Source organism: Streptomyces alkaliterrae (assembly GCF_007097205.2).
GTDB lineage: Bacteria > Actinomycetota > Actinomycetes > Streptomycetales > Streptomycetaceae > Streptomyces > Streptomyces alkaliterrae.
The window spans coordinates 1-17,187 of record NZ_VJYK02000005.1 but is presented as its reverse complement, the minus strand read 5'-3'; the positions used below and the strand labels follow the sequence as shown (position 1 = coordinate 17,187).

General features: G+C 73.2%; 13 protein-coding genes. 4 read left to right on the top strand and 9 right to left on the bottom strand.

What is annotated here, in order from left to right; all coding sequences use genetic code 11:
- Nucleotides 1-142 precede the first annotated feature (142 nt).
- From murG to rsmH, 9 genes are all read right to left on the bottom strand, one after another.
- Nucleotides 143-1,231 carry an undecaprenyldiphospho-muramoylpentapeptide beta-N-acetylglucosaminyltransferase gene (gene murG / locus FNX44_RS01130; RefSeq protein WP_143645990.1) on the bottom strand — a complete coding sequence of 363 codons (1,089 nt, stop codon included), beginning with the start codon at nucleotides 1,229-1,231 and terminating at the stop codon, nucleotides 143-145.
- Nucleotides 1,232-1,237: 6 nt separating this feature from the next.
- Complete coding sequence (gene ftsW, locus FNX44_RS01125) at nucleotides 1,238-2,821, bottom strand: putative lipid II flippase FtsW (RefSeq protein WP_143645989.1); 1,584 nt, start codon at nucleotides 2,819-2,821, stop codon at nucleotides 1,238-1,240.
- Between the two features lie 51 nt (nucleotides 2,822-2,872).
- On the bottom strand, nucleotides 2,873-4,291 hold the full coding sequence (gene murD, locus FNX44_RS01120) for a UDP-N-acetylmuramoyl-L-alanine--D-glutamate ligase (RefSeq protein WP_407699164.1): 1,419 nt from the start codon (nucleotides 4,289-4,291) through the stop codon (nucleotides 2,873-2,875).
- Nucleotides 4,292-4,368: 77 nt separating this feature from the next.
- Complete coding sequence (mraY, locus tag FNX44_RS01115) at nucleotides 4,369-5,427, bottom strand: phospho-N-acetylmuramoyl-pentapeptide-transferase (protein WP_143645987.1); 1,059 nt, start codon at nucleotides 5,425-5,427, stop codon at nucleotides 4,369-4,371.
- A complete protein-coding gene (locus tag FNX44_RS01110; RefSeq protein WP_143645986.1) occupies nucleotides 5,424-6,854 on the bottom strand; it encodes a UDP-N-acetylmuramoyl-tripeptide--D-alanyl-D-alanine ligase in 1,431 nt (476 codons plus the stop codon). The genes mraY and FNX44_RS01110 overlap by 4 nt, the downstream gene beginning before the upstream one ends.
- Entirely contained in the window at nucleotides 6,851-8,587 is a 1,737-nt protein-coding gene (locus tag FNX44_RS01105) for a UDP-N-acetylmuramoyl-L-alanyl-D-glutamate--2,6-diaminopimelate ligase (RefSeq protein ID WP_181353966.1), read from the bottom strand. Before FNX44_RS01105 ends, FNX44_RS01110 begins: the two co-directional genes overlap by 4 nt.
- A 30-nt stretch (nucleotides 8,588-8,617) precedes the next feature.
- Complete coding sequence (locus FNX44_RS01100; RefSeq protein WP_143645985.1) at nucleotides 8,618-10,558, bottom strand: peptidoglycan D,D-transpeptidase FtsI family protein; 1,941 nt, start codon at nucleotides 10,556-10,558, stop codon at nucleotides 8,618-8,620.
- A gap of 4 nt (nucleotides 10,559-10,562) precedes the next feature.
- Nucleotides 10,563-10,940 (bottom strand): cell division protein FtsL, encoded by a 378-nt coding sequence (gene ftsL, locus FNX44_RS01095; RefSeq protein ID WP_143645984.1) that lies wholly within the window; start codon nucleotides 10,938-10,940, stop codon nucleotides 10,563-10,565.
- Complete coding sequence (rsmH, locus tag FNX44_RS01090; protein WP_407699163.1) at nucleotides 10,937-11,872, bottom strand: 16S rRNA (cytosine(1402)-N(4))-methyltransferase RsmH; 936 nt, start codon at nucleotides 11,870-11,872, stop codon at nucleotides 10,937-10,939. The genes ftsL and rsmH overlap by 4 nt, the downstream gene beginning before the upstream one ends.
- Nucleotides 11,873-12,383: 511 nt before the next feature.
- On the opposite strand from rsmH, the gene FNX44_RS01085 reads away from it, so the two are divergent.
- From FNX44_RS01085 to FNX44_RS01070, 4 genes are all read left to right on the top strand, one after another.
- A complete protein-coding gene (locus tag FNX44_RS01085; protein WP_143645982.1) occupies nucleotides 12,384-12,899 on the top strand; it encodes a beta-class carbonic anhydrase in 516 nt (171 codons plus the stop codon).
- 216 nt (nucleotides 12,900-13,115) lie between these two features.
- Nucleotides 13,116-14,141, top strand: coding sequence for an AAA family ATPase (locus tag FNX44_RS01080; RefSeq protein ID WP_143645981.1), 1,026 nt, complete (start codon nucleotides 13,116-13,118; stop codon nucleotides 14,139-14,141).
- The gene (locus FNX44_RS01075) at nucleotides 14,138-15,466 is read left to right on the top strand and encodes a DUF58 domain-containing protein (RefSeq protein WP_323368999.1); all 1,329 of its coding nucleotides are present in this window, start codon (nucleotides 14,138-14,140) and stop codon (nucleotides 15,464-15,466) included. The genes FNX44_RS01080 and FNX44_RS01075 overlap by 4 nt, the downstream gene beginning before the upstream one ends.
- Nucleotides 15,466-17,187, top strand: a 1,722-nt coding sequence (locus FNX44_RS01070; RefSeq protein WP_143645979.1) for a transglutaminase TgpA family protein, incomplete at its 3' end; no start/stop codon positions are given. The genes FNX44_RS01075 and FNX44_RS01070, both read left to right, overlap by 1 nt.

The following is a 17,187-nucleotide window of genomic DNA, read 5'->3' as shown; positions in this document are numbered from 1 at the left end:
CTCCGCCCACGCCTCCGCCTTCCGTCCGGGCACGGCCCGGTGTTCACACTCGTCCACCGCACCGACCCGCCGCCGGCACTCCGGCCGCGCACCCGGCGCACACCCCACGCTCCCCGATCACGGGCGGGAAGACCGCGCAGCGTCAGCGGCGTGTCGCGATCGCGTCGTAGACCATGCCGACCAGCAGCTCGTCGGCGTCCCGCCGGCCGAACTCGGCGGCGGACCGTGCCATGTCGTGCAGCCGGTGCGGATCGGTCAGCACCGGCAGCACGTGTCGCTGCACCCACTCCGGCGTCAGGTCGGCGTCGTCGACGAGCAGTCCGCCGCCGGCCTTCACCACGGGCTGGGCGTTGAGCCGCTGTTCGCCGTTGCCGATCGGCAGCGGCACGTACGCGGCCGGCAGCCCGACGGCGGAGAGCTCGGCGACCGTCATCGCGCCCGCGCGGCAGAGCATCATGTCCGCCGCCGCGTAGGCGAGGTCCATCCGGTCCAGATAGGGCACCGGGAGGTAGGGCGGCATGCCCGGCATGTTGTCGGTCTGCGGCAGCTCGTTCTTCGGGCCGACCGCGTGCAGCACCTGGATGCCCGAGCGCTGCAGCACCGGGGCGATGTGCTCGACGACCTCGTTCAGCCGCCGGGCGCCCTGGCTGCCGCCGGACACCAGCAGCGTCGGCAGGTTCGCGTCGAGGCCGAACGCCGCACGGGCCTCGGCGCGTACCGCCTGCCGGTCCAGCGTCGCGATGGAACGGCGCAGCGGGATGCCGATGTAGCGGGCGTGCCGCAGCTTGCTGTCCGGGGTGGCGACCGCGACGTGCCGGGTGTACCGGGAGCCGATCTTGTTGGCCAGGCCGGGACGGGCGTTCGCCTCGTGCACCACGATCGGCACGCCCAGCCGCTTGGCGGCCAGGTAGCCCGGCAGCGCCACATAGCCGCCGAAGCCGACGACGCAGTCGGCCTTGGTGCGTTCCAGCACCTGCTCGGCCGCCTTGATGGTGCCCCGCAGCCGTCCGGGGACGGTGATCAGCTCGGGGGTGGGTTTGCGGGGCAGCGGTACGGCGGGGATCAGCGCGAGTTCGTAGCCGCGTTCGGGTACCAGACGGGTCTCCAGACCCCGCTCCGTGCCGAGGGCCGTGATACCCACGGTCGGGTCCTGCCTCCGCAGGGCGTCCGCGAGGGCGAGCGCCGGCTCGATGTGGCCGGCGGTCCCCCCACCGGCGAGTACGACATGCACCGAAATTCACCGCTCTCCGGACGGCGGCCGTTTGACACGCCGTCTCATCGACTTACCTCTCACCCCAGCCAGCGTCTTTTGTACACCAGGCTGCCGCATGGCCAGAGCCGCGCGCGCAGCGGGGTCGCTGCGCGCGAAGGCGATCAGCAGCCCGACGGCGAACATCGTCGGAAGCAGGGCGGAGCCACCGTAGGAGAACAGCGGCAGGGGCACCCCGGCGATGGGCAGCAGACCCAGCACAGCGCCGAGGTTGATGACAACCTGGGCCATGAGCCAGCATGTCACCCCTCCCGCGGCATACCTCACGAACGGATCCTCCGTGCGTCCGGCCACGCGGATACCCGCATAGCCTAGAGCCGCGAAGAGGGTGAGCACCGACAGCGTCCCCGCCAGGCCCAGTTCCTCTCCGGTGATGGCGAAGATGAAGTCCGTGTGCGGCTCGGGCAGTTCGCCCCATTTCTCCACGCTGGCCCCCAGCCCGGAGCCGAACCAGCCGCCCGAGGCGAGGGCGTAGATGCCGTGCAGCGCCTGCCAGCAGGCGTCCCCCGGGCCCGGCTCGGTCGCGCCCAGGCAGGCCACCCGCTGCATCCGGTGCGGCGCGCTCATGATGAGTGCGGCGCCGACGACGGCCGAGACCGACAACACCGTGATGAACATCCGGGTGGGCGCCCCCGCGATCCACAGCAGCCCGAAGAGGATCGCGACGAGGATCATCACCGTGCCCATGTCACCGCCGAGCAGCACCAGCGCGCACACCAGCAGCGCCCCCGGTACCAGTGGCACCAGCAGGTGCTTCCAGTGCCGGAGCAGTTGCCGGTCGCCCTTGCGGGCCAGCAGGTCGGCTCCCCACAGCACCAGTGCCAGCTTCGCGAACTCGCTCGGCTGGAGCTGGAAGGAGCCGCCGAGCTGGATCCAGTTCGTGCTGCCGTTGACCTTCACACCGATGCCCGGCACCTGGACGAGGCCCAGCAGCACGATCGAGACCGCGAGTACCGGGTACGCCAGTGCGCGCAGCAGCTTCACCGGCATCCGCGAGGCGATCAGCAGCAGCACCGTGCCGATCGCGGCGGCCAGGAGCTGCTTGCGGAAGTAGTACGTGGCCGGGAGGTTGTCGCGCAACGCCTCGATCTGCGAGGACGAGAAGACCATCACCAGACCGAGCAGGGTGATCAGCAGGCTTCCGCCGAGCACGAGGTAGTAGGCGGTGAGCGGCCGGTCCCAGGCCCGCCTGGCCCGGTTCCGCAGTCGCCGGATGCCGTCCAGCGGGCGGGCGAGCACGGCGGGCGGGGTGGCGCCGGCGGTGTTCGCGGCGGGCTTGGCGGTGGACACGCGCGGCTTCGCCGTGGACTTCGCGCGCGGCTTCGCCGTCGGCTTCGCGGGGGACTTCGCCGTCGACTTCGCGGCGGGCTTCGCCGTCGACTTCGCGGCGGGCCCGGCGGCGCCGGTCGACCTGGCGCCGGCCTTCGCCGTCGACTGGGCGGTGGCCCTGGAGCCGCCGGCCGGGCGGGGCGCCTGGCCGGCCCGGCCCGACGCCGAGGAGCGGACGCCGGCGCCGGCGGACCCGCCGCCCCTGCGCTTGTCGGCCGTCATGTCTCTTCCGTCCCCTCCTGGTGACCGTCGCCGACCCCCGGGAGGGGACGGCTAGCCCTCTTCTGTGTCCCGGCCGTCGGCCAACTCCCGTACCGCGGTGGCGAAGGCGTCGCCGCGCTGGCCGTAGTTGGTGAACATGTCCATCGAGGCACAGGCCGGTGCCAGCAGCACCGTATCCCCGGGCCGGGCCAGTCGGCTCGCCTCGTGCACCACCGCCGACATCGCCTCAGTGTCGGTCCGGGCGAGGTCGGTGACCGGTACATCGGGGGCGTGTCGGGCCAGCGCCTCACGGATGAGGTGGCGGTCGGCACCCATCAGGACCACACCGCGCAGCCGACCGGCCGCGCCCTTGACGAGTTCGTCGAAGGTGGCGCCCTTGGCGAGTCCGCCGGCGACCCACACGACCGACTCGTACGCCGCGAGGGAGGCCTGCGCGGCGTGGGTGTTGGTCGCCTTGGAGTCGTTGACGTACGCCACGCCGTCCACGTCGGCGACGTGCGCGATGCGGTGCTCGTCGGGGCGGAAGGCGCGCAGCCCCTCGCGTACCGCCTCCGCGGGTACGCCGTAGGCGCGGGCGAGCGCGGCGGCGGCGAGCGCGTTGGCGACGACGTGCGGGGCGACGTGGCCCGAGGAGGGCGCGAGGTCGCCGACCTCGGCGAGTTCCTGGGCCTGGCGCTGCCGGTCCTCGACGAAGGCCCGGTCGACGAGCAGTCCGTCGACCACGCCGAACTCCGACGGGCGGGGGCTGGCCAGGGTGAAGCCGATCGCCCGGCAGCCCTCGGCGACGTCGGCGGCCCGGACCAGGTGCTCGGTGGCCGGGTCGGCGGCGTTGTAGACGCAGGCGACCTGGTTGCCCTCGTAGATCCGGCCCTTGTCGGCGGCGTAGGCGGCCATCGAGCCGTGCCAGTCGAGGTGGTCGGGGGCGATGTTGAGGACGGCCGCCGAGTGCGGCCGCACCGAGGGCGCCCAGTGCAGCTGGTAGCTGGACAGCTCGACGGCGAGCACGTCGTACGGCTCGTCGGAGAGCACGACGTCCAGGATGGGCGTGCCGATGTTGCCGACGGCCGCGGTGCGCAGCCCGGCAGCGGACAGGATCTCCGCGAGCATCCGCACGGTGGTGGTCTTGCCGTTGGTGCCGGTGACGGCGAGCCAGGGCGCCGGCTCGGCGGACCGCAGCCCGCGCAGCCGCCAGGCCAGTTCGACGTCGCCCCAGACCTCCACGCCGGCCTCGGCGGCGGCCTCGAACAGCGGGGAGGACGGCGGCCAGCCGGGTGAGGTGACGACAAGCTCCGTGCCCTCCGGCAGGCTCTCGCCGTCGCCGAGGCGGACGGCGACGCCCTCCTCGGCGAGCGCCGCCGCGCGTTCCCGCTGGGCCTCGCCGTGGCCGCCGTCCACGACGGTGACCCGGGCGCCCAGCGAGGCCAGCACGCGGGCGGCGCTGACGCCGCTCACGCCGAGCCCCGCCACCACGACCGTCCGGCCGTCGAACTCCTCGACGAGGTCCGCCGACGGCTTCGCGTCCGCCGGGCGTCCGGCCGCGTGCCCGGTCACTTCTGCGCCGCCCAGGCCGCGTAGAAGATGCCGACGCCGACGATGGCGCACATGCCCTGGATGATCCAGAAGCGGACCACCACCAGGACCTCGCTCCAGCCCTTGAGTTCGAAGTGGTGCTGGAGTGGCGCCATCTTGAAGACCCGCTTGCCGGTGAGCCGGAAGGAGCCGACCTGGATGACCACCGAGAGGGTGATGAGCACGAAGAGGCCGCCGAGGATGGCCAGCAGCAGCTCGGTGCGGGAGAGGATGGCCAGACCGGCGAGCGCGCCGCCGAGGGCGAGCGAGCCGGTGTCGCCCATGAAGATCTTGGCGGGTGAGGTGTTCCACCACAGGAAGCCGAAGCAGGCGCCCATGAGCGCGGCGGCCACGACGGCGAGGTCCAGTGGATCGCGGACCTCGAAGCAGCTGGGGCTGCCGGTGATGGCGCAGGAGTCCTGGTACTGCCAGACGCCGATGAAGGTGTAGGCGCCGAAGACCATCACCGAGGCGCCGGTGGCCAGGCCGTCCAGACCGTCGGTGAGGTTCACGCCGTTGGACATCGCCAGGATCATGAACAGCGCCCAGATGACAAAGAGCACCGGGCCCAGGTGCCAGCCGAAGTCCTGGGTGAAGGACAGCCGGTCCGAGGCGGGCGCGTTGCCGCGCAGGTCCTCGAAGTTCAGGGCGAGCACCGCGAAGGCGATGCCGACGATGAGCTGTCCGAGCATCTTGGCCTTGGCCCGCAGGCCCAGGCTGCGCTGCTTGACGATCTTGATGTAGTCGTCGAGGAAGCCGACCAGGCCCATACCGGCCATCAGGAACAGCACGAGCAGACCGGAGATGGTCGGCTGGCTGCCGGTGATGACCTTCGTCAGCGCGTAGGCGACCAGGGTCGCCAGGATGAAGGCGATACCGCCCATCGTCGGCGTGCCGCGCTTGCTGTGGTGGTCGCGCGGCCCGTCGTCCCTGATGTACTGCCCGTAGCCCTTGCGGGCGAGCAGCTTGATCAGCAGCGGGGTGCCGACCAGGGTCAGGAAGAGCCCGATGACTCCGGAGAAGAGGATCTGCCTCATCGACCGGCGACCTCGCCCTCCGCGTCGGCGAGCAGGGCCTGCGCGACCTGCTCGAGGCCTACCGAACGGGAAGCTTTCACCAGTACGACGTCACCCGGTCGCAGTTCACTGCGCAACAGGTCGATCGCCGCCCGAGCGTCGGACACGTGCACCGACTCCTCACCCCACGAACCCTCGTTCTTGGCGCCCATGTCGAGCCATGCGGCCTCCCGGCCACCGACCGCCACGAGCTTGCTGACGTTGAGCCGGACGGCGAGCCGTCCGACCGCGTCGTGCTCCGTGAGCGCGGCCTCACCGAGTTCCGCCATCTCACCGAGCACCGCCCACGTACGACGTCCGCCGCCCCTCGCGCCCCCTCCCGCGATGGCCACCAGCGCACGGAGGGCGGCCTTCATGGAGTCGGGGTTCGCGTTGTACGCGTCGTTGACGACGGTGACGCCGTCGGCGCGCTCGGTGACCTCCATGCGCCACCGGGAGAGCGTGCCCGCGCTGGTGAGCGCCTGCGCGATCTGCGAGGCGGGCATGCCCAGTTCATGGGCAACGGCCGCCGCGGCAAGCGCGTTCGACACGTGGTGCTCACCGTACAGGCGCATGGTCACATCGCTGCACCCGGAGGGTGTGTGAAGGGTAAAGGAGGGTCTGCCGTCGTCGCCGAGCCGGACGTCCTCGGCCCTGATGTCGGCGTCGGCGGACTCGCCGAACAGCACCACACGGGCCTTGGTGCGCGCAGCCATCGCCCGCACCAGGGGGTCGTCGGCGTTGAGCACGGCGACGCCGCCCTCGGCGGCGCTCGGCAGGCTCTCCACGAGTTCGCCCTTGGCCTCGGCGATCTGCTGCCGGCCGCCGAACTCGCCGAGGTGCGCGGTGCCGACGTTCAGCACGGCGCCGATGCGCGGCGGGGTGAGTTCGGCCAGGTAGCGGATGTGGCCCTTGCCGCGGGCGCCCATCTCCAGCACGAGGTGGCGGGTGTCGGCGCCGGCGCGCAGGGCGGTCAGCGGCAGCCCGATCTCGTTGTTGAGGGAGCCGGGCGGCCAGACCGTGGGGCCGAGTTCGCCGAGGAGCTGGGCGATGAGGTCCTTGGTGCTGGTCTTGCCGGCCGAGCCGGTCAGCGCGACGACGGCGGTGCCGAGCGCGGAGACACTGTGCCGGGCGAGCGCGCCGAGCGCGCGGGTGACGTCGTCCACGAGGATCGCCGGGGCGTCCACGGGGCGGGTGGCCAGCACGGCGACGGCGCCGTCCGCGACCGCCGCGGCGGCGTAGTCGTGGCCGTCGACGCGTTCGCCGGCGTAGGCGGCGAAGAGTCCGCCCGGTTCGACCTTGCGGGAGTCGATGACGACCGGGCCGGTCACCTTGAGCTGGTCGTCCGGTATGCCGTGGGGCCGTCCCGAGACGATCTCGGCGATGTCGGCGAGGCTGAGGGGGATCATCGGGCGTCGCGCTCCTCGTCTTGGCTGCGGGGCGTGGCGTGGCCCGCGGCCACGATCGCCTCGCGCAGCACCTCGCGGTCGTCGAACGGGCGGATCACTCCGGCGATGTCCTGCCCCTGCTCGTGGCCCTTGCCGGCGACGACGACGGTGTCGCCGGGCTCGGCGCGGGCGACCGCGGCGGCGACGGCCGCGGCCCGGTCCTCCTCCAGCAGCACCGTGCCGCGTTCGTGGCTGGGCACCTCGGCGGCGCCGGCGAGCATCGCGGCCAGGATCATCAGCGGGTCCTCCGAGCGCGGGTTGTCGGAGGTGAGGACGGCGGTGTCGGCGAGGCGGGCCAGTGCCGCGCCCATCGCGGTCCGCTTGTGCGGGTCGCGGTCGCCGCCGCAGCCGAGCACGGCGTGCACCCGCCCTGGGGTGACCTTGCGGACGGCGCGCAGCACGGACTCCACGGCGTCCGGCTTGTGCGCGTAGTCCACGACGGCCAGGTAGGGCTGGCCGGCGTCGACCCGCTCGAGCCGACCGGGCACGCCGGGCACGGCGGCGATGCCGTCGGCGGCGGTCTGCGCGTCGACTCCGGCGACCACCAGCGCGACGAGGGCGGCCAGGGTGTTGGAGACGTTGAAGGGGCCGGGCAGCGGGGCGGCGGCGCGCACCCGGGTGCCGTTCGGGCCGACGGCGGTGAACGTCGAGCCGAGCGGGCCGATCTCGACGTCCTCGGCGCGCCAGTGGGCGTCCGGGTGGCCCTCGGCGGAGAACGTGACGACCGGCACCCCGGCCTCGCCGGCCAGGCGCTGGCCCCACTCGTCGTCGACGTTCACCACGCCGACGCGGGAGCGCTCGGGGGTGAACAGCGCCGCCTTCGCCCGGAAGTAGTCGTCCATGTCCGGGTGGAAGTCGAGGTGTTCCGGGCTGAGGTTGTTGAAGACCGCCACGTCGAAGACGCAGCCGTCGACCCGGCCGAGCACCAGGGCGTGGCTGGAGACCTCCATGGCCACGGAGGTGACGCCGTTCTCCCGCATCACCGCGAAGAGGGCCTGGAGGTCGGTCGCCTCGGGGGTGGTGCGTTCGGACTTCACCCGGCGGTCGCCGACGCGGGACTCGACCGTGCCGATGAGGCCGGTGAGCTCGCCCTCCTTGGCGGCGGCGCGCAGTCCGCCCTCGACGAGGTAGGCGGTGGTGGTCTTGCCGGAGGTGCCGGTGATGCCGATCTGGAGCAGGTCGCGGCCGGGTTCGCCGTAGATCTCGGCGGCCAGGCGTCCCATGCGGCCGCGCGGGTCGTCCACGGTGAGGACGGGCAGCCCGGTGGCCAGCGCGCGTTCGGTGCCGGCCGGGTCGGTCAGCACGGCGACGGCGCCGAGCGAGGCGGCCTGGGTGGCGAAGTCCACGCCGTGGAAGCGGGCGCCCGGCAGGGCCGCGTACACGTCGCCCGGGCGGACCGCGCGGGAGTCGTGGGTGATCCCCGTGACGGGGACGTCCTCGGCGGCTGCGCTGTCGGCCGCGTGGGCGGGGCGGACGTCCAGGGTCCGGGCGAGTTCGGCCAGCGGTACGGGGCGCAGCCCGGTGGGGCGGAGCGCGAGGGCCTCCGGTTTACCGGCCGGCTCGGTCTCGGATGGGGTCAGATCAGCTTGTGGCACGGCGGTGAGGTTACCGGGCCCGGTGTCCGTCGGGCCAAGTGAGGGGCGCGGCGGCCGGGAGCCACCGCCGGGGTCCACTGCGTCGGTGATCGTGTGCACGTGCGGTTCTCTCTCACTCGCGGGTGGCGCTCATTCGCCCGGTTCGAAGGTGGTGGGCAGCCCGGCCGGCTTGCCGCCGGTGGGTGCGGCGCGCAGTGACTTCAGCGCGAAGGTCATGACCTTGTGGAAGACCGGGCCGCACACCGAGCTGCCGTAGTAGCTGCCGCGCTTGGGGTTCTGCACCGCGCAGTACACGGTGACCCGGGGGTTGTCGGCGGGTGCGAAGCCGGCGAAGGAGGCGGTGTAGCCGCGGTAGCGGCCGGTCTGCGGGTCGACGCGGTTGGAGGTGCCGGTCTTGCCCGCGACGCGGTAGCCGGGGATGGCGGCGACCTTCCCGGTGCCCTGCTCGTCGTGGACGACCGCCTCCAGCATCCGGGAGAGCGTGGTGGCGGTCTCCTCGGAGACGACGCGGTTGCGCTTCGGCTCGGGCGCGGGGGTGTAGCGCCCGTCGGGTCCGGTGGTGCCCTTCACCAGGGTGGGGGCGATCCGGACGCCGCCGCCGGCGATCGTGGAGTACACGGACGTGGCCTGGAGCGCGTTCACGGAGACGCCCTGTCCGAAGGGGATGGTGTACTGCTGGGAGGCGTTCCAGTCGTCCGGCTTGGCGAGGATGCCGGAGGTCTCGCCGGGGAAGCCGAGGCCGGTCTTCTTGCCGACGCCGAAGGCCCGCAGGTAGCGGTGGAGTACCCGGTTGGCCTCCCGCTGCCGGTCGCCGAGGCGTTCGGCGGCCAGGATCGTGCCGATGTTGCTGGACTTGGCGAGCACCCCGGTGAGGGTGAGGTGGTAGGTGGGGTGGTCGTGGTCGTCGGCGAAGGCGCGGCCGGCGCGGCCGAGCCGGTTGGGCACGATGACCTTGGTCTCCGGGACCGCCTTGCCCTCTTCCAGGACGGCCGCCATGGTCATCAGCTTGGCGGTGGAGCCGGGTTCGAAGGCGTCCTGGAGGGCGGCGTTGCCGAGTGAGGTGCTGCTGGCCCTGGTGAGGTCGCCGGGGTCGTAGCCCGGGGCGTTGGCCATGGCCAGCACCTCGCCGGTCGCCACGTCCTGCACGATGACATAGCCCCGGTCGGCCTTGGACTTGCGGACCTGTTCGGACACCGCCTGCTGGGCGGCCCACTGGATGTCCCGGTCGATGGTCAGCTCGACGGAGGTGCCCGGGGTGGCGGGCTGCTCCTCGGCGCCGGCGGTGGGCACCCGCCGGCCGGCGGACTGGGCGTAGGTGATCTTGCCGTCCTTGCCGGCGAGCTCCTTGTCGAGCTGGGCCTCAAGACCGCCGCCGCCCCGACCGTCGGAGGTGACGAAGCCGAGCACGCCGGCGGCCAGCTCCCTGTTCGGGTAGACCCGTTTGGCGCGCGGTTCGGCGTAGACCCCGGCGAGCACGTTGGCGCCCTCGCCGTCCTTCGCCTTCTGCGCCAGGGCCCGCCTGAGGTCCTGGATCTGCCGCCACACCTGCGGGGTCTGCTGCCTGGCCAGGACGACGTAGCGGGGCGCCGGCGGGTCGGTGAGCGACCTGGTCAGCGCCTCGGGGTCGGCGCCGAGGATCGGCGCGAGCAGCGCGGCGGCCTGCGCGGGCGCGTCGGACACCTCGGACTGCTCCTCGGTGAAGAGGAACGGGTCGGCGGTGATGTCGTAGGCGTCCACGGTGGTGGCGAGTTCGCGTCCGGCGCGGTCGGTGACGGTGCCGCGCTCGGCGGCGATCGGCACGGTGACGTAGCGGTTGACGTTGGCCTGCTGGGCGTAGTGCCCGGCGTCCACCGCCTGCACCTGGAGCAGCCGGATCACGAAGACCAGCAGGACGAGGGTGAGGCCGACGCTCAGGAAGCGCAGTCTGGCCCGGTGCCGTCCGAGACGCAGCCGGGCCGGACGGCGCGCCGCCGGTCGGCGGGGCGGTCCGCCGGACCGGCCTTCGGCGGGGCGGCCTCGTCGTGGGCCTGCCGGGCGCGGCACCCGGCGGCGCGGTTCCTCGGGACGCACCGCGTCACCTCCCGGAGTCGGGGGCGGCTGTTTCCGGCTCTCCGACGACCTTGCCGTCGGGCCGCAGGAACACCGGCGCGCCGCCGGGCACCATGCCCAGTTCCCGGGCCCGCTTGTCCAGCGCGTCCGGCGCGGAGTAGTTGTCGACCTCCTGCTGGAGCTGCTGCTGTTCGTCGGTGAGCTCCCTGGTCTGCTTCTTGAGCTTGCTCAGCTCGAACGAGCCCTGGTTGAGGGAGGCGTTGAGCAGCAGCAGGGTGAGCAGCCCGGAACCGAGCAGGACGACGACAAGCAGCACGAACGGGGTGCGGGCGGCGCCCGCGCCCTGGCCGGGGACCAGCCTGGAGAGCCGGGCCAACCGTGGCGACCGCTCCTTGCCCGTCATTCCTTCACTACCTCCCGGACGCGTTCGGCGCCGCGCAGCCGGGCGGGGGCGGCGCGGCGGTTGCGGGCCACCTCCTCCTCCGAGGGCAGTTCGGCGCCGCGGGTGAGCAACCGCAGCCGGGGCAGGTAGCGTTCGGGCACCACCGGCAGCCCGGGCGGCGCGGTGGACGCGGCGCCCGCCGCGAACACCTGCTTGACCAGCCGGTCCTCCAGCGAGTGGTAGGAGAGCACGGCGATCCGGCCGCCGACGGCGAGCGCGTCCACGGCGGCGGGCACCGCCCGCTCCAGCACCGCGAGTTCGCCGTTGACCTCGATGCGCAGCGCCTGGAAGGTGCGCTTGGCGGGATTGCCGCCGGTGCGCTTGGCGGCCTGCGGCAGCGCCTCGCGGATGACCTCCACCAGCCGGGCGCTGTTGCGGAACGGCTCCTTCTGGCGTTCCCGCACCACGGCCTCGACGATGCGTCTGGCCTGCTTCTCCTCCCCGTAGGAGCGCAGGACGCGGACGAGTTCGCCGGGCGGGTAGGTGTTCAGGACCTCGGCGGCGGAGACCCCGGTGCTCTGGTCCATGCGCATGTCCAGCGGGGCGTCCTGGGCGTAGGCGAAGCCGCGGTCGGCCTCGTCGAGCTGCATCGAGGAGACGCCGAGGTCGAAGAGGACGCCCTGGACCCGCGGCCGGCCCAGTCGGTCGAGCACGTCGGGGAGTTCGTCGTAGACGGCGTGCACCAGGGTGGCCCGGTCGCCGTAGTCGGCGAGGCGTTCACCGGCGAGCTTCAGCGCCTGCGGGTCTCGGTCCAGCGCGATCAGCGAGACCTCGGGGAACGCGTCGAGCATCGCCTGGCTGTGTCCGCCGAGCCCCAGCGTGCAGTCGACGACCACGGCGCCGGGCTCCTGGAGCGCGGGGGCGAGCAGGTCCAGACACCGCTGGAGCATCACAGGTACGTGTCGCTCTTCGCTGCTGGTCATGCGCCCTCGTTCACGGTCCGGCGCGGGCTGCTGCACATCCAGCTCGGTCCCCGCCCGCTCTGAAGGGGAAGCCGCCTCCTGGCGCCGGGGAAGTGACGTCAGAGGGCCGGAGCGGGAGGAGGCCGAGCCCCATGTGCACCGCCGCGCGCACGATCGGGCGTCGGATCGGGTTCCCGTACCGGTCGGACGCGCTCTCACGCCTCCCACTCGGCGTCACTCTAGTCCACTGACCGGCCCGGTCAACCAACCGGTCTGGCGCGTTGCCGCCCGGTTCGTCCCCGTCACCCCCGGGCGCCTCCGGGCGTCGGGCGACACGCCGTGTCCGCTCCGCGAGACACCGGCGACCGCGCCCGCGTCCCCGCCCCGAAGCACCGGCCGTCCGCTGTGGATTACCTCACAGGCGGCAACGGGCGCGACCGAATGCGGGACTACGCCCGATCTCACAGTGAATTCCCGCATCCGGTCCCGTTAATGTGCGGGCATGTCGACATCCTCCCAGCAGCGGACGGTCACCGACCGTCTCGTCGAAGCGAACACCACCTACGCCGCCGACTTCACCGACCCGGGCATGGACGCCCGGCCGGTGCTGAAGGTGGCCGTCGTGGCGTGCATGGACGCCCGTCTGGACCTGCACGCCGCCCTGGGTCTGAACCTCGGTGACTGCCACACCATCCGCAACGCCGGAGGTGTGGTCACCGACGACGTGATCCGCTCCCTGACGATCAGCCAACGCGCCTTGGAGACCCGTTCCGTGGTGCTGATCCAGCACACCGGCTGCGGTCTGCTCAAGCTCACCGAGGAGTTCCGCTACGACCTGGAGACGGAGGTCGGCCAGCGGCCGAGCTGGGCCGTGGAGGCCTTCCGCGACCTGGACCAGAACGTCCGCCAGTCGATGGAACGCATCCGCACCTCCCCGTTCCTGCCGCACACCGACGACGTCCGCGGCTTCGTGTTCGACGTCCACACCGGCGCGCTCCGCGAGGTCGACCCCGCGTGAGCCGGAGCTGACCTCCCGGCCCTGTCCGTGCCCCGGTTTGTCCCGGTGGGTCCACTCCCGGGTCCCGGAAGAGTGACGGAAGGGCCGTCGGCCGTGAACAATGGCCCTCCGACGGTCGGCCCGCACCGGGTCCGACCGGGAAGTTTCACGGTGCGCCGACCACGGGGATCAACGGAGATCCACGTGGCTCGGCCGGTGAGGGCCGAGGAGGGCCGGGTGACGACCTATGACGAGCGGGCGAGCCTCAGCGACCTGACGGACACCGCCGACCGGGTACGCCGTTCGGTGGAGCGGGTCATCGAGGGCAAGCCGGAGGCCGTGCGCCTGTCGCTCACCGTGCTGCTCGCCGAGGGCCACCTGCTGATCGAGGACGTGCCCGGGGTGGGCAAGACGATGCTCGCCAAGGCGCTGGCCCGGTCCATCGACTGCACGGTCCGCCGCATCCAGTTCACCCCCGACCTGCTGCCCTCCGACGTCACCGGCGTCAGCATCTACGACCAGCAGCGCAAGGACTTCGAGTTCAAGCCGGGCGCGATCTTCGCGCAGATCGTCATCGGCGACGAGATCAACCGCGCCTCCCCCAAGACCCAGTCGGCGCTGCTGGAGTCCATGGAGGAACGCCAGGTCACCATCGACGGCCACACCTACCGGCTGCCCGACCCGTTCATGGTCGTGGCCACCCAGAACCCGGTAGAGATGGAGGGCACCTACCCGCTGCCCGAGGCCCAGCGCGACCGCTTCATGGCCCGGATCTCCATCGGCTACCCGAGCCCGGAGGCCGAACTGGAGATGCTGGACGTGCACGGCGGTAGCTCCCCGGTCTCCCCACTGGACGACCTGCAACCGGTCGCGCACGCCGACGACGTCGCCAAGCTGATCGAGGCCGTGCGGAGCGTGCACGTCGCCGACACCGTCCGCCGGTACGCCGTCGACCTGGTCACCGCCACCCGCAACCACCCCGAACTGCGACTGGGCGCCTCACCGCGCGCCACCCTGCAACTGCTGCGGGCCGCCAAGGCCACCGCCGCGCTGGCCGGCCGTGAGTACGCCCTGCCCGACGACGTGCAGTCGCTCGCCGTCCCGGTCCTCGCCCACCGGCTGCTGCCCACCGCCCAGGCCCAGCTCAACCGGCGTACTGCCGAACAGATCGTGCTGGAGATACTCCGGCACACGCCCGTCCCCGAGGCCGCCGCGCAGGCGTGGCGGGAACCGTACGGGCGGTCCTCCGACCGGGGCCTGTGATGGCCGACGGCAGCGGCGCTCCCGACGGTGGCCCCGACGGCGGTGCTCCCGGCGCCCGCGCCGGGCTGCGGACCTCGCTCGCCGGGCTCACGACGCGGGGGCGGTCCTTCCTCGCCGCCGGCATGGCCGCCGCGGCCTGCGCCTACGTGCTCGGCCAACCCGACCTGCTGCGGGTGGGCATGCTGCTGGCCGCGCTGCCGCTGGTGTGCGTCCTGGTGCTGCACCGCACCCGCCACCGGGTGGTCGGCTCCCGGCTGCTCTCCCCGTCCCGGGTGCCGACCCGCACCGAGGCCAGGGTGCGGCTGCGGATGGACAACGTCTCCCGGATGCCCACCGGGCTGCTGATGCTCCAGGACCGGGTGCCCTACGTACTCGGCCCCCGGCCCAGGTTCGTCCTGGACCGGGTGGAGGCCGGCGGGCGCCGCGAGGTCTCCTACCGGGTGCGCTCCGACCTGCGCGGCCGCTACCCCCTCGGCCCGCTCGAACTGCGGCTGAGCGACCCGTTCGGCATGGTCGAGCTGACCCGCTCCTTCAGCGCCCACGACACCCTCACCGTGATACCGCCCACCGAGCCGCTGCCGCCCATCCGGCTGCCCGGCGAGGCCGGCGGCTACGGCGACAGCCACCGCCGCTCGCTCGCCCTGGCCGGGGACGACGACGTCATCCCCCGCGAGTACCGGCACGGCGACGACCTGCGCCGGGTGCACTGGCGCTCCACCGCCCGCTACGGCGAACTGATGGTCCGCCGCGAGGAGCAGCCCAGGCAGGCCCGCTGCACGGTCCTGCTCGACACCCGGCGCACCGGCTGGCGCGGCTCGGGCCCCGACTCGCCCTTCGAGTGGGCGGTGACCGGCGCCGCCTCCGTCGCCGTGCACCTGCTCGAACGCGGCTACGCCGTACGACTGCTCACCGACACCGGGGCGATGGCCCCGGGACCCGACGGCGGCGACCTGAGCGGCGACTCCTCGGACACCGCCGGGCTGCTGATGGACGTGCTCGCCGTCGTCGAACACTCCGAGGACCCCGGCCTCTCCCGGGCCCTGGACGCGCTGCACGGCGGCGAGGGGCTGCTCGTCGCGTTCCTCGGCGCGCTCGACGAACAGCAGACCGCGCTCGCCGCCCGCATCCGGCAACGCGCCGGCGCCGCCGTGGCGTTCGTGGCCGGCGGCCAGCAACCGCCCGACGTCGAGGAGGCGCGCCTGCGGGAACTCCGGGAGGGCGGCTGGACCGTGCTGCCCTGCCTGCCCGGCGCCCGGCTCGCCGACCTGTGGCGGCAGGCGGACGGCAGAGTAGGCGGCAACCGCACGACGGGGGGCGTTCACTGATGAGCGGCGGAACACGGCTGACCGCGGCCGCCTGGCTGGCCACGGTCGCGGCGGCGGGCGCGCTGACCCCGCTGGTCGACGAACCGGTGGGCTGGCTGGCGCAGGCCGCCCTGGTGCTGGCGGTCCTGGGCGCGGTGGGCGTCATGGCCCGGCGGACACCACTGGCCAGACCGCTCACCCTCCTCGCGCAGCTGGTGACCGCGCTGGTGCTGGTCACCGTCCTCTTTGTGCCCGGCACCGCGCTCGGCGGCATGATCCCGCTACCGGCGTCCTTCGAGCAGCTGTGGCTGCTGCTCGGGCAGGGCGCCGACGACGTCACCCGGTTCGCGACCCCGGCTCCGGTCACCGACGGCATCCGGCTGCTGCTGGTCGCCGGCGTGGTGCTGATCGGGCTGCTCGTCGACCTGCTCGCGGTGACGTTCCGCGCCGCGGCCCCGGCCGGACTGCCGCTGCTCGCCCTGTACTCGGTCGCGGCCGGGCTGGGCCAGGGCGACATCACCTGGCTGTGGTTCCTCGCCGCCGCCGCCGGCTACCTGCTGCTCCTCCTCGCCGAGGGGCGGGACCGCGTCACGCGCTGGGGCCGCGTCTTCGGCGGGCCCTCCCTCGGCGGACCCGCGCGTGGCGGGCCCGCAGCGGGCGGAGCTTCCGCGGGCGGAGCTTCGGCGAGCCGAGCCGAGACGTCGAACCGGCTGTCCTCCCCGGTGCGCACCGGACGCCGCATCGGCGCGGCCGCGCTGGGCCTGGCCCTGCTGGTGCCCGCGCTGCTGCCCTCCCTCGGCGGCGGCCTGCTGGACCCGGCGAACAACACCGGAGGCAACCCCGTCGGCGGCACCGTCACCGCCGTCAACCCGCTGGTCGCCCTCCAGGACAGCCTCAACCAGCCCGAGAACCGCACGGTCCTCACCTACAGCACCAACGCCCGCGACAACCAGGACATGTACCTGCGCATAGTCGCCCTCGACCAGTTCGACGGCACCGCGTGGAAGCCCGCCGAGCGGCGCATCCAGGCCGTGCCCGACCCGCTGCCGGCGGTGCCCGGCCTCTCCCCCGACGTGGCCCGCCGCCTCAACGTCACCTCCATCGAGGCCGCCGACTGGTACAAGCAGAACTGGCTGCCGATGCCGTACCCGGCGCAGCGGGTCGAGATCGACGGGCGGTGGCGCTTCGAACCCGAGGGCCGCACGCTGGTCGGCGACCACCGGCAGACCACCGCCGGCGCCGCCTACACGGTGGCCAGCCTCAGCGTCCGGCCGACCGCCGAACAGCTCAAGAACGCGCCCGAGCCCCGCCCGAGCCTCGTAGGGGAGTACACCAGCGTCCCCGAGTCGCTGCCCGAGGTCGTCGCCGAGACCGCGCGGGAGGTCACCGCCGGCGCGGGCAGCGACTACGAGCGGGCGCTCGCCCTCCAGGAGTGGTTCGCCCGCGAAGGCGGCTTCCGCTACGACACCCAGGTGCGCGCCGGCAGCGGCAGCGCGGCCATCGCCCGATTCCTCGAACAACGCGAGGGCTTCTGCGTGCACTTCGCGTTCTCGATGGCCGCCATGTCCCGCACGCTGGGCATACCGGCCAGGGTCGCCGTCGGCTTCACCCCCGGCACCCGCACCGGCACCGGCGTCTACGAGGTCGGCATCCAGGACGCCCACGCCTGGCCCGAGGTCTACTTCGAAGGCGTCGGCTGGACCCGTTTCGAACCCACCCCCTCACGCGGCAACGTGCCCGAC

Excerpts from the sequence above, each read along its gene's own strand:
- ftsL (WP_143645984.1), bottom strand. The coding sequence starts at position 10,940 with ATGACGGGCAAGGAGCGGTCGCCACGGTTGGCCCGGCTCTCCAGGCTG.
- mraY (WP_143645987.1), bottom strand. The coding sequence starts at position 5,427 with ATGAGGCAGATCCTCTTCTCCGGAGTCATCGGGCTCTTCCTGACCCTG.
- FNX44_RS01110 (WP_143645986.1), bottom strand. The coding sequence starts at position 6,854 with ATGATCCCCCTCAGCCTCGCCGACATCGCCGAGATCGTCTCGGGACGG.
- ftsW (WP_143645989.1), bottom strand. The coding sequence starts at position 2,821 with ATGACGGCCGACAAGCGCAGGGGCGGCGGGTCCGCCGGCGCCGGCGTC.
- FNX44_RS01085 (WP_143645982.1), top strand. The coding sequence starts at position 12,384 with ATGTCGACATCCTCCCAGCAGCGGACGGTCACCGACCGTCTCGTCGAA.